Source organism: Streptococcus sp. F0442 (assembly GCF_000314795.2).
GTDB lineage: Bacteria > Bacillota > Bacilli > Lactobacillales > Streptococcaceae > Streptococcus.
Map to the genome: position 1 here is coordinate 216,787 of NZ_KB373314.1, position 14,325 is coordinate 231,111.

17 protein-coding genes, 2 pseudogenes and 1 riboswitch are annotated in these 14,325 nt (G+C 41.7%); of the genes and pseudogenes, 18 read left to right on the plus strand and 1 reads right to left on the minus strand.

Annotation, left to right across the window (positions count from 1 at the left end):
• The first annotated feature begins 8 nt into the window (after nucleotides 1–8).
• The 10 genes and pseudogenes from HMPREF9186_RS01205 to HMPREF9186_RS01240 all read left to right on the plus strand — a co-directional run bounded on the left by HMPREF9186_RS01205 (nucleotide 9) and on the right by HMPREF9186_RS01240 (nucleotide 7,403).
• Complete coding sequence (locus HMPREF9186_RS01205; protein ID WP_009731010.1) at nucleotides 9–209, plus strand: hypothetical protein; 201 nt, start codon at nucleotides 9–11, stop codon at nucleotides 207–209.
• Nucleotides 202–315: pseudogene (locus tag HMPREF9186_RS11715) on the plus strand (ankyrin repeat domain-containing protein); the annotation flags it as partial. The gene HMPREF9186_RS01205 and the pseudogene HMPREF9186_RS11715, both read left to right, overlap by 8 nt.
• Nucleotides 290–847, plus strand: a complete 558-nt coding sequence (locus HMPREF9186_RS01210; protein WP_009731011.1) for an ankyrin repeat domain-containing protein — start codon at nucleotides 290–292, stop codon at nucleotides 845–847. The pseudogene HMPREF9186_RS11715 and the gene HMPREF9186_RS01210, both read left to right, overlap by 26 nt.
• Nucleotides 848–899: 52 nt before the next feature.
• Nucleotides 900–986: pseudogene (locus HMPREF9186_RS11720) on the plus strand (DUF6572 domain-containing protein); the annotation flags it as partial.
• Between the two features lie 80 nt (nucleotides 987–1,066).
• Complete coding sequence (locus HMPREF9186_RS01215; RefSeq protein ID WP_232198421.1) at nucleotides 1,067–2,002, plus strand: hypothetical protein; 936 nt, start codon at nucleotides 1,067–1,069, stop codon at nucleotides 2,000–2,002.
• Between the two features lie 32 nt (nucleotides 2,003–2,034).
• The gene (locus tag HMPREF9186_RS01220) at nucleotides 2,035–2,760 is read left to right on the plus strand and encodes an alpha/beta fold hydrolase (RefSeq protein ID WP_009731013.1); all 726 of its coding nucleotides are present in this window, start codon (nucleotides 2,035–2,037) and stop codon (nucleotides 2,758–2,760) included.
• Between the two features lie 184 nt (nucleotides 2,761–2,944).
• The gene (gene guaC, locus HMPREF9186_RS01225; RefSeq protein ID WP_009731014.1) at nucleotides 2,945–3,928 is read left to right on the plus strand and encodes a GMP reductase; all 984 of its coding nucleotides are present in this window, start codon (nucleotides 2,945–2,947) and stop codon (nucleotides 3,926–3,928) included.
• A riboswitch (purine riboswitch) is annotated at nucleotides 3,918–4,013 on the plus strand. It overlaps the preceding gene by 11 nt.
• 89 nt (nucleotides 4,014–4,102) lie before the next feature.
• A complete protein-coding gene (locus HMPREF9186_RS01230) occupies nucleotides 4,103–4,684 on the plus strand; it encodes a xanthine phosphoribosyltransferase (RefSeq protein WP_009731015.1) in 582 nt (193 codons plus the stop codon).
• The gene (locus tag HMPREF9186_RS01235; RefSeq protein WP_009731016.1) at nucleotides 4,684–5,946 is read left to right on the plus strand and encodes a nucleobase:cation symporter-2 family protein; all 1,263 of its coding nucleotides are present in this window, start codon (nucleotides 4,684–4,686) and stop codon (nucleotides 5,944–5,946) included. Before HMPREF9186_RS01230 ends, HMPREF9186_RS01235 begins: the two co-directional genes overlap by 1 nt.
• A gap of 110 nt (nucleotides 5,947–6,056) precedes the next feature.
• The gene (locus HMPREF9186_RS01240; RefSeq protein ID WP_009731017.1) at nucleotides 6,057–7,403 is read left to right on the plus strand and encodes an MATE family efflux transporter; all 1,347 of its coding nucleotides are present in this window, start codon (nucleotides 6,057–6,059) and stop codon (nucleotides 7,401–7,403) included.
• Nucleotides 7,404–7,441: 38 nt separating this feature from the next.
• On the opposite strand, the gene HMPREF9186_RS01245 is transcribed toward HMPREF9186_RS01240, so the two are convergent.
• On the minus strand, nucleotides 7,442–7,624 hold the full coding sequence (locus HMPREF9186_RS01245; protein WP_001117401.1) for a 4-oxalocrotonate tautomerase: 183 nt from the start codon (nucleotides 7,622–7,624) through the stop codon (nucleotides 7,442–7,444).
• 114 nt (nucleotides 7,625–7,738) lie between these two features.
• On the opposite strand from HMPREF9186_RS01245, the gene HMPREF9186_RS01250 reads away from it, so the two are divergent.
• Genes HMPREF9186_RS01250 through HMPREF9186_RS01285 form a run of 8 tightly spaced genes read left to right on the plus strand, consistent with a single transcriptional unit; the run spans nucleotide 7,739 to nucleotide 14,227 of the window.
• Complete coding sequence (locus tag HMPREF9186_RS01250; RefSeq protein WP_009731018.1) at nucleotides 7,739–8,323, plus strand: thymidine kinase; 585 nt, start codon at nucleotides 7,739–7,741, stop codon at nucleotides 8,321–8,323.
• Nucleotides 8,324–8,344: 21 nt separating this feature from the next.
• The gene (locus HMPREF9186_RS01255; RefSeq protein WP_009731019.1) at nucleotides 8,345–8,824 is read left to right on the plus strand and encodes a GNAT family N-acetyltransferase; all 480 of its coding nucleotides are present in this window, start codon (nucleotides 8,345–8,347) and stop codon (nucleotides 8,822–8,824) included.
• Between the two features lie 9 nt (nucleotides 8,825–8,833).
• On the plus strand, nucleotides 8,834–9,913 hold the full coding sequence (prfA, locus tag HMPREF9186_RS01260) for a peptide chain release factor 1 (RefSeq protein ID WP_009731020.1): 1,080 nt from the start codon (nucleotides 8,834–8,836) through the stop codon (nucleotides 9,911–9,913).
• Nucleotides 9,913–10,749, plus strand: a complete 837-nt coding sequence (gene prmC / locus HMPREF9186_RS01265) for a peptide chain release factor N(5)-glutamine methyltransferase (RefSeq protein WP_009731021.1) — start codon at nucleotides 9,913–9,915, stop codon at nucleotides 10,747–10,749. The genes prfA and prmC overlap by 1 nt, the downstream gene beginning before the upstream one ends.
• Nucleotides 10,736–11,350: an L-threonylcarbamoyladenylate synthase gene (locus tag HMPREF9186_RS01270; protein WP_009731022.1), complete on the plus strand. Its 615-nt coding sequence runs from the start codon at nucleotides 10,736–10,738 to the stop codon at nucleotides 11,348–11,350. Before prmC ends, HMPREF9186_RS01270 begins: the two co-directional genes overlap by 14 nt.
• A gap of 35 nt (nucleotides 11,351–11,385) precedes the next feature.
• Nucleotides 11,386–12,642, plus strand: coding sequence for a serine hydroxymethyltransferase (gene glyA, locus HMPREF9186_RS01275; protein ID WP_009731023.1), 1,257 nt, complete (start codon nucleotides 11,386–11,388; stop codon nucleotides 12,640–12,642).
• An 8-nt stretch (nucleotides 12,643–12,650) separates the two neighbouring features.
• Nucleotides 12,651–13,625, plus strand: coding sequence for a nucleoid-associated protein (locus tag HMPREF9186_RS01280; protein ID WP_009731024.1), 975 nt, complete (start codon nucleotides 12,651–12,653; stop codon nucleotides 13,623–13,625).
• Nucleotides 13,625–14,227 (plus strand): lysozyme family protein, encoded by a 603-nt coding sequence (locus tag HMPREF9186_RS01285; RefSeq protein WP_009731025.1) that lies wholly within the window; start codon nucleotides 13,625–13,627, stop codon nucleotides 14,225–14,227. Before HMPREF9186_RS01280 ends, HMPREF9186_RS01285 begins: the two co-directional genes overlap by 1 nt.
• Nucleotides 14,228–14,325 lie beyond the last annotated feature (98 nt).

A 14,325-nucleotide genomic window follows, 5' to 3' on the forward strand; every position in this document is an offset into this window, starting at 1 on the left:
GAGAAAATATGAGTAACAAAGTATCAATTATGCAAGAAATGTTTAAAAAAGAGGGTTCAGATGAACTTGTTCCTGCTGTAACCATTATATTGGATGGCCAAATTAGAAATATCATCGACGCCCTTTCAGAACAGAATGGTTATGAAGGCTATCCAGAGGCTATTTCAGAAATTCTTTTCAAAGGGATAGAAGGTATGATAAAAAAATAAATCGGGCAAATCGTGTCTAGACTATGCGGAAGAATATTCTTGGAGAAGTGGGCTCCTTGATATAATAAAGGAGTATGAATATGGTAGAAATAATGAGAGTTTATGATTTAGAGTCGTCTATTAGAAATGCAGATTTAAAATCATTTCAGAAATACTATAATGGGGAGATTCATCAAGAATTTACAAATGATAGTCTTTCTATGTTAGAGTTACTATATACCGAATCTAGTAATTATCCTGATAGAATGCAAATTGCAGAATATTTGATTCATCAAGGAATTGATGTAAATCATCAATCAAAAAGAATGAGCACTGCTCTTCACTTACTTTTAGGTTCTGCAAAAGCAAATTGGCCTGCTGATCCAAAATATCTCTTTGAGGAAGCAGAATTTCTTATACAGAATGGAGCAGATGTGAATGTGAAGGATTCTCATGGTGGAACACCTCTATCATATGCAATTGCAACATTGAAAGCCTCTACTGAAGATTTACTTCCTTTGTACAAAGCTCTTTTAAACGCTGGGGCATATGTATATGAACGTTCAAGGGGAACTTCGTGTATAGAATTGACAAAGAAATTTCCTTGGAGAGCAGATTTACTTCCCTTGCTGGAGGACTATCAGAGAAAATCACAATGATTGTAGTGATTTTGCTACTTCCAGAAAAGGAGTAAAGTAAAATTTGATAAATTCTGACAACGGTTTAGCCTTTCTAACAATTGTTCAGAAGTCTTTGCAAGGAACAGATATGAGCTTGAAGATAGAAGTACCGGAGTAATACAAAACCCCCTTGTTTAATCGAAATAGTTTGTGTAAAAAACTAAGAATTGATTGATCGCTAAAAATAGATAGGAGTATATGAATCGAATGAAATACCTAAAGGTCCTCAGCTTTCGAACTAAGGTGATTATGGGTTTGGCTTTGTTAGCTCTCTTTACCTACTCAGCTTATTCCTACGCCTGGCCTAAATATGTTCAGTGGAAGGAAGACTATGAAGTACAGATTGTTAAAACAAAGGTGGAAAGAATAGAAACTTTTGGATCTCAGAATCGCTATGTATACTATAAAACAAAGAACTCAATTCCGGCAGATGTTTTATCCAATCACTTTGTCACAAGTAATGCAAAATTTGTTGGCATAGGGAACAGTCGGTTAGTTGAATTATCCGTAAACGTCTATGATCTCAATCATATAAACAATCCTCCGAAGAGAATTGATGTTGTTAAACTTATACAAAAATATAATCAGGATTATAAATTGGATTTTTACTCGACAAGAGATTATACAGTTAACGGGATAGATTATTTAGTTTTTTCCATAACGAATAAGGAAAACAAGGAAGATAAGAAAGAGATTGCTTTAGATGTTGATACAGAGCAGATAGGAGTGGCACTTCCTGAAGACAAGTTAATGGAACAAGCAAAAAGTAGTAATAAAGTTTTTGCTTTCTTTTACACTAATTTAGATAATATTATAGAAAATAACGGAATTACGGGGTCGTTTTATCTAAGCTATAATAAAAATAAAAACGGATTGAAGAATGACTCTTTCAATTTTATCAAAGAGTTTCCAGAAATCTTTGATAAATTAGAAAAAGGAGGACGGATTGTAGTTCGCAAAGGAGAATACAATGATCCGGAAGCTATTTTTCAAGATATGCGCCATTGGTTTGCACCAATTGGTCAGGATAAATTAGATGTTATTGCAACAGATCCAAAAACAAATGAGCAAACTCCGATCCATACGTATAAAGAATACAGGGAGTGGTACGAAAAACATCGAGATCACTTATAGTTTTTAGAATTTTAACAGTTAGGACAAAACACATGCAATATTATTTTATTGGTGGCCTAGGTAGCAATAGCTACCATCTGGCTCCGCTTATTGAAGAGCTTGGCTTTCCTGTGACCTTTCTAGATCCCTACGGGGAAATGATTCAGACAGAAAAAGATCTCCATGCTTGGTTTCAAGGTCAGATTGGCCAGGCGGAAGAGATCTGTTTATTGGGGCATTCTTTGGGTGGAGATTTGGCTCGTTATCTTGCTGCAGCGTTCCCTCAGATCCAGGCTCTGATTCTCTTGGATGGGGGCTATCTGGATATGGAAAAGATCCTGCCTCTTGAAGAAGAACTAGAAGGTACATCGTCCTTCATGCAGCAGCAAGTCTTTTCGACATTGGAAGAAGCCGTGTTAGCAGAATTCGGTGATGGAGCAGATCCTACTCCTATAGCGCGAAAAGCAGTAGAGGCTAGCACTCGCTGGAATCCAGCGAGTGAACAATATGAATTAAATCTGGATCTAGAAAAGGTCTTGGCCTTATTGCGTCTACGGCGTCAGATCAAGACTTACCAGATTCCACTTTCGGACCAGTCTGTCCTCTTTATTGGCCCTCGATACCAAGAAGAACCTGAATGGAGGAAAGTAGCTCTGAATCAACTAGATCCCAAGATCAAGCAAGTCTTGCTAGAAGGCTTGGGGCACGAACTGTATACAGAGGCACCAGAAATTGTAGCTAGAGAAGTCAACAATTGGCTCCAAAATGTTCATAAATAAAACCTGTTTCTCTGTTTGAAACAGGTTTTATTCTTGTAATTTCCGAACATTATTTCCTATAAAATCATTCCCGTTGCATTAAGTCCGTATCTTTGATATAATCTATCAAGGAAACGTCAAGAGACGTAGCGATGCGCTTGTGTGCATAGGTAGGTCAATTTTTAGAAAAGAGATTTTTCAATCTATGTTAAATGAATTTCCTATTTTCGACTATGAAGATATCCAGTTGATTCCCAACAAATGTATCATCAATAGCCGGTCTGAAGCAGACACGACCATTCAATTTGGAAAGCATACCTTCAAGCTACCAGTTGTTCCAGCTAATATGCAGACGATCTTGGATGAGAATGTAGCAGAGCAGTTGGCACGTGGTGGTTATTTCTACATCATGCACCGCTTTGATGAAGCAGGTCGGATTCCTTTTGTCAAACGCATGCATGAGCAGGGTTTGATCGCTTCGATTTCGGTCGGTGTTAAAGAATACGAATACGACTTTGTGAGTCAATTGAAGGCAGATGCGCCTGAGTACATTACCATTGATATCGCACATGGTCATGCGGATAGTGTCATTCGAATGATCCAACACATCAAGAAAGAATTACCAGATACCTTTGTCATTGCTGGAAATGTCGGAACACCTGAGGCTGTTCGTGAATTGGAAAATGCGGGAGCTGATGCGACTAAGGTCGGAATCGGCCCTGGTAAGGTTTGTATCACCAAAGTTAAGACTGGATTTGGTACAGGTGGTTGGCAATTGGCTGCCCTTCGCTGGTGCTCAAAAGCAGCGCGTAAGCCAATCATTGCGGACGGTGGGATTCGGACCCATGGCGATATCGCCAAATCGATTCGTTTCGGGGCGTCTATGGTCATGATCGGTTCTCTCTTTGCAGGTCATATCGAAAGTCCTGGTAAAACAGTCGAAATCGATGGAGAGTCTTTTAAAGAGTACTATGGATCTGCTTCAGAGTACCAAAAAGGTGCTTATAAAAACGTCGAAGGCAAGAAGATTTTATTGCCTGCCAAGGGTCATTTGCAAGATACCTTGACAGAAATGGAACAAGATTTGCAAAGTTCGATCTCTTATGCTGGTGGCCGGAGATTAGCAGATTTGAAACATGTTGACTATGTGATCGTTAAGAATTCCATCTGGAATGGCGATGCACACTAATTGAATTACTTATTTATTTCACGAATGGGCGTGATGTTTCTACAAGGTGCCGGAACACCTAACAATAAGTAAGTCGAGATAAATCCTTTTGTTAGAGGATATTCAAGGCTTGCTTTGCAGGCCTTTTTGTGTTTTGTGAAGAAGTAACGGATTTTATAGAAAGTAGGAGGAAGTATGAAATTACTTGAAGAACGCATCTTAAAAGATGGCAACGTTTTAGGTGAGAATATCCTCAAGGTGGACTCCTTTTTGACCCACCAAGTGGATTTCAAACTCATGAAAGAAATTGGCCAGACCTTTGCGGACCGGTTCAAAGATGCGGGTATTACCAAAGTCGTCACCATTGAAGCATCTGGGATCGCGCCAGCCCTTTATGTAGCAGAAGCACTGGATGTCCCTATGATTTTTGCGAAGAAAGCGAAAAACATCACCATGAATGAGGGGATTTTGACAGCTGAGGTTTATTCCTTCACCAAGCAAGTCACCAGTACGGTTTCAATTGCTGGTAAATTCTTAGATCCAGCGGATAAGGTTTTGATCATTGATGATTTCCTTGCAAATGGCCAAGCAGCTAAGGGCTTGATTCAGATCATCGAACAAGCTGGTGCTCAAGTGGAAGCCGTTGGAATCGTCATTGAAAAATCCTTCCAAGATGGACGGGGATTATTAGAAGAGTTGGGATTTCCAGTTGTATCCCTCGCGCGTTTGGACCGTTTTGAAAATGGTCAGGTTGTATTTAAGGAGGCAGACATCTAATGCAAAAACAAGAAAGCCATTCACAGGCCGCTGTTCTAGGCTTGCAGCACTTATTGGCCATGTATTCCGGTTCTATTTTGGTGCCGATCATGATCGCGGGAGCTTTGGGCTACAATGCTCATCAGCTAACCTACCTCATCTCTACAGATATCTTTATGTGTGGGGTGGCGACCTTCCTGCAAGTCCAACTCAATAAACACTTTGGAATTGGTCTTCCAGTGGTCCTTGGGGTTGCCTTCCAGTCTGTGGCACCTCTCAGCATGATCGGGGCTAGCCATGGTAGTGGGGCCATGTTTGGTGCCTTGATTGTTTCAGGGATTTACGTGGTTCTGGTCTCAGGATTCTTCTCGAAAATCGCCAACCTCTTCCCATCCATTGTGACGGGATCTGTCATTACGACCATTGGTTTGACATTGATTCCGGTAGCCATTGGTAACATGGGCAATAATGCTGACAAACCAACGGTGCAAAGTTTGCTCTTGGCCGTGATCACTATTCTTATCATTCTTGTGGTAAACATCTATACAACTGGCTTTATCAAATCCATCTCGATTTTGATTGGCTTGATTGCAGGGACTGCTATGGCAGCTTCTATGGGCTTGGTAGACTATACACCTGTGGAACAAGCCCCTATCCTTCATGTTCCAACACCTTTCTTCTTTGGAGCCCCTAAGTTTGAAATCACCTCAATCTTGATGATGTGTATTATCGCGACGGTTTCCATGGTCGAGTCAACTGGTGTCTATCTTGCTCTTTCTGATATTACCAAAGATCCAATTACTAGCACGCGCCTTCGCAATGGCTACCGCGCTGAAGGGTTGGCCGTTCTCCTTGGTGGTATCTTCAACACCTTCCCTTACACTGGATTCTCACAAAACGTTGGTTTAGTGAAATTGTCTGGTATCAAGACTCGTCTTCCAATCTATTATGCGGCTGGTTTCCTTGTTCTACTCGGTCTCCTTCCAAAGTTTGGAGCTTTAGCACAAATCATCCCAAGCCCAGTTCTTGGTGGAGCGATGCTGGTCATGTTTGGTTTTGTATCTATTCAGGGGATGCAGATCCTTGCGCGTGTTGATTTCGAACACAATGAGCACAATTTCCTCATCGCGGCTGTATCAATTGCAGCAGGGGTCGGCTTGAACAACAGCACTCTTTTTAATGGCTTACCAAGTGAATTTAAAATGTTCTTTGCTAACGGGATTGTCGTCGCAAGTGTCTTGGCAATCGTACTCAACGCTATTTTAAACCGCCATAAAAACTAATTACAGATGAACCGGAGATCCTTGGATCTTTGGTTTTTTTGACTTTTAAGGAAACATATAGTAGAGTGGAAGGAGAAAAAATTCAACTTGATTAGAAGAAAGTCAGAACCATGTATCTAACCCATCACTTTAAAGAGCGTTTGCGCTTGTTTGTCAGTCTGTTTTTGCCGATTTTAATCTACCAATTGGCTAATTATTCAGCCAGCTTTGTTGATACAGCCATGACGGGACAATACAATACCTTGGACTTAGCTGGAGTCTCAACTGCCACTAGTCTATGGAATCCCTTTTTCACCTTCTTAACAGGGATTGTATCAGCTTTAACACCAATTATCGGTCATCATTTAGGGCAGGGAAATAAAAAACGAATCGCTTCTGATTTTTATCAATTCGTTTATCTATCCTTCATGATGGCTCTCCTATTGATCGTTTTTGTACTAGTTATCGCACCAGTCGTCTTAAGAAAAATCGGTTTAGAAAGTGTCGTAGCAGGGATTGCAACCCATTATTTAGCCTTTCTGTCTCTAGGGATTTTGCCTCTTTTACTCTTTAGCGTGGTCCGTTCCTTGCTGGATACCTTGGGCCTCACTCGCTTGTCCATGTACCTCATGCTTCTCTTATTGCCTTTAAATGCAAGTTTCAACTACATGCTGATCTATGGAGCTTTTGGTCTACCTGAGTTAGGAGGAGCAGGAGCAGGATTAGGAACCTCCTTGGCCTACTGGGTTCTCCTCATCATTGCTTTCTTGATCCTTTTCAAACACCCTAAAGTAGCTATCTACCAACTTTGGAAGATTCAACCTCTCAATCTCAAAGAGATGAAAGAGACCATTCGATTGGGCTTACCGATTGGTGGAATTGTGTTTGCTGAAGTGATTATCTTCTCTGTAGTAGGGTTACTCATGGCTAAATTCCCATCTATGACCATCGCCAGTCACCAGTCGGCCATGAATTTTTCAACTCTCATGTACGCTTTTCCAGCTAGCATCTCCAATACCATGGCTATTATTGTATCCTACGAGATTGGAGCTGGTCGTCCCGATGTCGTTCGCCAATATTGTCGGATCGGACGCTGGACAGCCTTTGGATTTGCCTTCTTTACCCTTACTTTCCTCTATCTGTATCGCTATCAAGTGGCAGGACTCTATGGAACTGACTCAGAATTTATTCATCAGACAGCCATCTTTATGACCTATAGCCTACTGTTCCAAATAGCAGATACGGTCGCAGCACCGATTCAAGGGATTCTTCGAGGCTACAAGGATACAACTGTCCCTTTCCTACTTGGAGTCTTTAGTTACTGGTGTGTCTCTATTCCCTTGGGGATCCTTTTAGATCATGTCACTAACTTAGGTCCGTACGCCTACTGGATTGGTTTAATTTCGAGCATTGTCGTTAGTGGGTTTTGTTACCAGATGCGACTTTGGCAGATTCAAAAGAAATACCAAATTTCCTAAAAACAAAAACAACCAGAATATGCTTCTGGTTGTTTTGTTTATTTGGTACGCATTTCACCTTGAGGGAAGTAGGTTCCTTCAGGCATGTCGTTGATGATAACGTGAACAGCAGATTGAGGAGCGCCAGTATTGCGGACAACAGCCTCGGTTACTTCTTTAGCGAGGGCTTTCTTTTGTTCCAAAGTGCGTCCTTCAAATAAATCAATTCGTACAAATGGCATAGGGCCACCTCCTAAATTTTTTATAGGACTATTTTATCACATTTTGGGATACAAAGGTCAGCAAAATTATGGTAAAATGATAATGAAACACATTTTAGAGAGAACAGAAGGAAAATGGCACAATTATATTATAAATATGGGACCATGAACTCAGGGAAAACCATTGAGATCTTGAAGGTGGCCCATAATTATGAAGAGCAAGGCAAGAGCGTCGTCATCATGACATCGGCAATCGATACACGAGATGGAGTTGGAGTAGTTTCTAGCCGGATCGGTATGAGACGAGAAGCCATGGCCATCGAAGATGAGACAGATATCTTCGGTTATATCCAAAGGCTAGAAAAGAAACCCTACTGTGTCTTAATCGATGAAGCTCAGTTTCTCAAACGCCACCATGTCTATGACTTGGCTAGGGTTGTAGATGAACTGGATGTGCCGGTGATGGCTTTTGGCCTCAAAAATGATTTCCGAAATGAACTCTTTGAAGGTTCCAAACACCTCCTCTTGTTAGCGGACAAGATCGAGGAAATCAAAACCATCTGCCAATACTGTTCCCGCAAGGCGACCATGGTCTTGCGCACACAAGCGAGCAAACCTGTCTACGACGGAGAGCAGATCCAGATTGGTGGACACGAGACCTATATCTCGGTTTGCCGCAAGCATTATTTTAATCCGGACATACCAACTGAAAGCGTCTAGAACGTTTTAGAGAGGATAAAAATGTCTATTTGTTTAAAATATATTACAATAGAAAATTATTTTGACGTTTTAAATCTAGAAGTTCATCCAAACCAAAGGAATTTTATTGCATCCAATTCCATTAGTTTAGCTGAAGCCTATGTATATGATAAAAATGGTGATTTTATAGCTCCCTTAGCAGTTTATGATAAGGAAGTATTAGTTGGTTTTGTTATGATTGCCTATGACCGGAAAATTGGGATCAGTAAGGGGAACTACTTGTTATTTCGTTTTATGATCGATAAACGATTTCAAGGTTTAGGCTATTTTAAACCGACTATGGATGCAGTCATTGACTTTGTTCGAACAGAGCCAGCTGGAAAAGCAACAAGTCTTTGGTTATCATATGAACCAGAAAATAAACATGCGAGATCTTGTTATCTCCATTATGGATTTAAAGAAACTGGCCAAGTCATAGAAGACGAAATTGTAGCAATCTATGATCTAACAACCAAGAATTAAGGAGCAAACATGAATATCTATGATCAACTACAAGCTGTAGAAGACCGATACGAAGAGTTAGGAGAATTGTTGAGTGACCCAGATGTGGTCTCTGATACCAAACGCTTTATGGAGCTTTCAAAAGAAGAGGCATCCACTCGTGATACGGTGACAGCTTATCGGGAATACAAACAAGTACTCCAAAACATCGTCGATGCTGAAGAAATGATCAAGGAAGCAGGTGGCGATGCAGATTTGGAAGAAATGGCCAAGCAAGAGCTCAAAGATGCCAAGGCTGAAAAGGAAGAGTACGAAGAAAAATTGAAAATCTTACTTCTTCCAAAAGATCCAAACGATGACAAGAACATTATCTTGGAAATTCGTGGGGCAGCAGGAGGAGACGAAGCACAGTTGTTTGCTGGTGACCTCTTGCAGATGTACCAAAAATACGCGGAAAGCCAAGACTGGCGCTTTGAAGTCATGGAAGCGTCCTACAATGGCGTTGGTGGGATCAAAGAAGTTGTGGCCATGGTTTCTGGTCAATCAGTCTACTCGAAACTCAAGTATGAATCTGGTGCTCACCGGGTACAACGCGTTCCTGTGACGGAAAGCCAAGGTCGTGTCCATACCTCTACAGCAACCGTTCTGGTCATGCCAGAAATCGAAGAAGTCGAGTATGACATTGATCCAAAAGACCTTCGGATTGACATCTACCACGCATCTGGTGCGGGTGGACAAAACGTTAACAAGGTCGCAACAGCCGTTCGTATCGTCCACTTGCCTACCAACATCAAGGTAGAGATGCAGGAAGAACGGACGCAACAAAAGAACCGTGAAAAAGCCATGAAGATCATCCGTGCGCGCGTGGCTGACCACTTTGCTCAGATTGCCCAAGATGAGCAAGACGCTGAGCGGAAGTCAACTATCGGTACTGGTGACCGTTCAGAGCGGATCCGGACTTACAACTTCCCTCAAAACCGTGTAACCGATCACCGGATTGGCTTGACCCTTCAAAAACTGGATACTATCTTATCTGGTAAACTGGACGAAGTGGTCGATGCTTTGGTCTTGTATGATCAAACACAAAAATTAGAAGAGTTGAACAAATAATGTTGTTGGGACCATTATTAGCCCAGTATGAAGAAGCATTAATAGCCGTTGGAGAGGAAGCAGAAAGCCTCTCCTTCGCATATCGTGCTTTAAAAAACTGGACCTTTACAGACTTTGTCCTTGCCCTGCAAAAAGAGGTGGAATCGGAGGACCAGGCCTTGCTCAAATCCATCTTTGAGCAGCTAAAACATCACGACCCTGCCCAGTATATTATTGGCAGCGCCGAATTCTGTGGCCATGCTTTTACAGTTGATGAGCGCGTGCTGATTCCACGCCCAGAGACTGAGGAGTTGGTGGCTCTTATACTTGAGGAAAACGACGGAGAAACCCTACGAGTTCTGGATATTGGAACAGGAAGTGGTGCCATTGCCATTAGCTTAGCCCTCGCTAGACCTACCTGGCAGGTTCAAGCTAGTGATGTGTCAGAAAAGGCTTTGGAGCTTGCTCAAGAAAATGCTCAACAATTAGAAGCAGTCCTTTCCTTTAAATCTTCAGATGTATTGGATGATCTAAAAGGTCCTTACGACCTGATTGTGTCCAACCCTCCTTATATCTCTCGTGATGATGCAGAAGAAGTCGGAGTCAATGTATTAGCCTCTGAACCCCACTTGGCTCTCTTTGCGGATCATGATGGATATGCCATCTACGAAAAGATTGCTCAGCAAGCACCAAGTGTTTTAATACCAGATGGAAAGATCTATCTAGAAATCGGCTATAAACAAGGAGAAAAAGTAAAGGAGCTCTTTCAAGAGACTTTTCCCAACAAACGAGTTCGCGTTCTGAAAGACCAATTTGGACAGGATAGAATGGTGGTGGTGGACAATGGATCTATTTGAGAAAGAATTAGAAGCTGGCCGGGCAGTCATTCTACCAACTGAAACCGTCTATGGTATTTTTGCCAAAGCTTTGGATCAAGAGGCAGTTGATTATATTTACGAATTAAAACGTAGACCGAGAGAGAAAGCTCTAAACTTGAATGTAGCTGACGAAGCTTCTGTTCGAATTTATTCGAAAAATCGACCTAGCTATTTAACAAAACTGATTGATTCATTTTTACCTGGGCCTTTAACTATTATTCTTCAAGCAAATGAAAAGGTGCCTGACTGGATTCATTCAGGGATGGATACAGTTGGTTTTCGGATGCCAGCCCATCCAAAGACCTTGGAATTAATTCGTAAATATGGTCCTTTAGTTGGTCCTTCTGCAAATCTATCTGGACATGCTAGCGGAACAAAGTATAAAGCTATTGTAAAAGAATTTGATCAGGTAATTCCTGGCTTTGAGGACGATGCTTTCCTTACTGGCCAAGATTCAACTATCCTAGATATCTCTGGGGCCAAAGCAAGGATTTTACGACAAGGTTCTATTACGAAAGCTGACTTGCTTGCACAAGTGCCCGAGCTTTCTTTTGAGGAAGATGACCTTCCTCTGTCATAATGTATATAAAAAATTATTTAATAAGGAGTAGACCTATGATTTTTGATAAAGAAGATTACAAAGCCTATGATGCAGACCTATGGAATGCTATTTCCAAAGAAGAGGAACGCCAACAAAATAATATCGAGTTGATTGCTTCTGAAAATGTCGTCTCTAAGGCGGTTATGGCAGCGCAAGGGTCTATTCTGACCAATAAATATGCAGAAGGTTATCCAGGTCGCCGTTACTACGGCGGGACTGATGTCGTAGACATCGTCGAAAGCCTGGCCATCGAACGCGCTAAGGAAATTTTTGGGGCTAAGTTTGCCAATGTTCAACCCCACTCAGGTAGTCAGGCCAATTGTGCTGCCTATATGGCTTTGATTGAGCCTGGAGACACTGTTATGGGAATGGATCTGGCTGCAGGTGGGCATTTGACTCACGGAGCTTCTGTAAGCTTCTCAGGGCAAACTTATAACTTTGTATCTTATAGCGTAGATCCTGAAACAGAGCTCTTAGATTTTAACGCTATCTTAAAACAAGCCCAAGAAGTCAAGCCCAAACTCATCGTTGCTGGTGCCTCAGCCTACTCTCACATCATTGATTTCTCTAAATTCCGTGAGATTGCAGATGCAGTAGGAGCTAAACTCATGGTCGATATGGCCCATATCGCTGGCTTGGTGGCGGCAGGTCTTCATCCAAGCCCAGTTCCTTATGCCCATATCACGACCACGACCACACACAAGACCCTTCGCGGACCTCGTGGAGGTTTGATCTTGACCAATGATGAAGAATTGGCCAAGAAGATCAATTCAGCCATCTTCCCTGGTATCCAAGGTGGACCATTGGAGCATGTCGTTGCAGCCAAAGCCGTTGCTTTCAAAGAAGCTCTTGACCCTGCTTTTAAAGACTATGCAGCTAACGTGATTAAAAACAGCCAGGCTATGGCTGATGTCTTCTTGAAAGATCCAGATTTCCGTGTCATTTCAGGCGGAACTGAGAACCACCTTTTCCTTGTCGATGTAACGAAAGTCGTTGAAAATGGTAAAGTAGCGCAAAACTTACTGGACGAGGTCAACATTACCCTCAACAAGAACTCTATTCCTTATGAAACCTTGTCACCATTCAAGACCAGTGGAATTCGAATTGGGGCAGCAGCCATCACCGCTCGTGGTTTTGGAGTAGAGGAGAGCCGTACTGTTGCTGAACTGATGATCAAAACCTTGAAAAACGCAGATAACCCAGCTGTATTAGAAGAAGTTCGTGGCCAAGTCAAAGCCTTGACGGATGCCTTCCCACTTTACGAGGACTAAACCTTCTTATGGACATTTACGTAAAAAAGGCTATCATTCATCAATTTAGCCCAGATGATACCGACCTTTATTTGGCGGACAAATTCCTCAATATCACACCTAAAATTGAGGAATACTTGCGAAAAAAGATTGAGCGGGTCTATTCCGATGATGCCAAGACCGGTATTTTCGAAGAGGATAACCCTTTTCTTGAGCTAATTTCGGATGATTTACTAGACACTTCAGTTGCAGTAGCGAATCGCTGGAAAGAAGAATTTATCGTCTCTGAGAATCAAAAGACCAACGATTTGGTATTCATCCAATTCTCAAAAGAAGGGGTAGACCATTTTGCCTTCTTGCGGATCACCTTACGGGAGACTTTGACCCATCTAGGGGGAGAAGTCGATAATCCCATCAAACTGACACAAAATAATCTACCTGGTTTTGGAACAGGTGCCGATGAAGCCTTAGTTATCAATCTTCAAAGCCGTAAGTACCACCTGATTGAAAAACGAATCAAGTATAACGGGACCTTCTTGAACTATTTTTCCGAGAATCTCTTGCAAGCACAACCCAAGATTTCTCCTAAAAAATCGATCAAAGCCCTAGAAAAAACGGCCCAACGAATTGCGGAGAGCTTTAACACAGATGATTTCCAATTTCAATCAAAAGTTAAATCAGCTATATTCAACCATATTGAGGAAGAAAATAAACTCTCTCCAGAGAAATTAGCGGATGATCTCTTTGATGACAACCTGACGGCTCGTCTCAGTTTTATTGACCAAGTCAAAGAAGCGATCCCTGAACCTGTAACTTTTGAAGAAATTGATTCAACCCGCCAGTTGAAGAAGTTTGAAAATCAAAAATTGTCATTGTCAAATGGAATCGAACTAATTGTTCCGAATAGCGTCTATGAAGATGCAGAATCTGTTGAATTTATTTTAAATGATAACGGGACCTATTCCATCCTGATCAAGAATATTGAGGATATACAGAGTAAATAATGATTAAACGCATAGTGAAGATCTTCTTTTTCATCTTACTGATATTTGGTGGCTACAAAGCGATTCAGATCCACCATGATGTCAAACAAGTCATGCAGTACCGTACTCTGGTGAGAGAAGTCCTTGCCGAGGAGGATACCACAGCCAATGAAAACCTCATTCTGGCTATGATCTATACTGAAACCAAAGGAAGAGAGGACGATGTCATGCAGGCAAGTGAGAGTGCCAGTGGGGAAACCAATACCATTAGTGATAATAAGGCCAGTATTCGCCAAGGCATTCAGACCCTCTCCGACGAATTAAAAGAAGCTAAGAAAAAAGGGGTCGATAGCTGGACTGCGGTTCAAGCCTATAATTTCGGAAAAGACTACATTGATTATGTCGCTAAAAACGGTGGCACCAACTCGCTAGAGTTGGCACGCGCTTATTCGCGGGATGTGGTAGCTCCGAGTCTTGGCAATGTAACCGGAGAAACTTATCTTTACCTCCACCCTATCTCTCTTTTAAACGGGATGGAACTCTACATTAATGGGGGGAACATTTATTATTCTCGTTTAGTACAGACCAATATGACAATTATGAAGCTATTTTCATGGTTTTAATCAATCAATTCAGAGAGAGTGGGACAGAAATCGGTCATTCGTTAGAATTCGATTTCGTCGTCCCACCTCCGCACAGTTGAGTAGGGCTGTAACAGCTG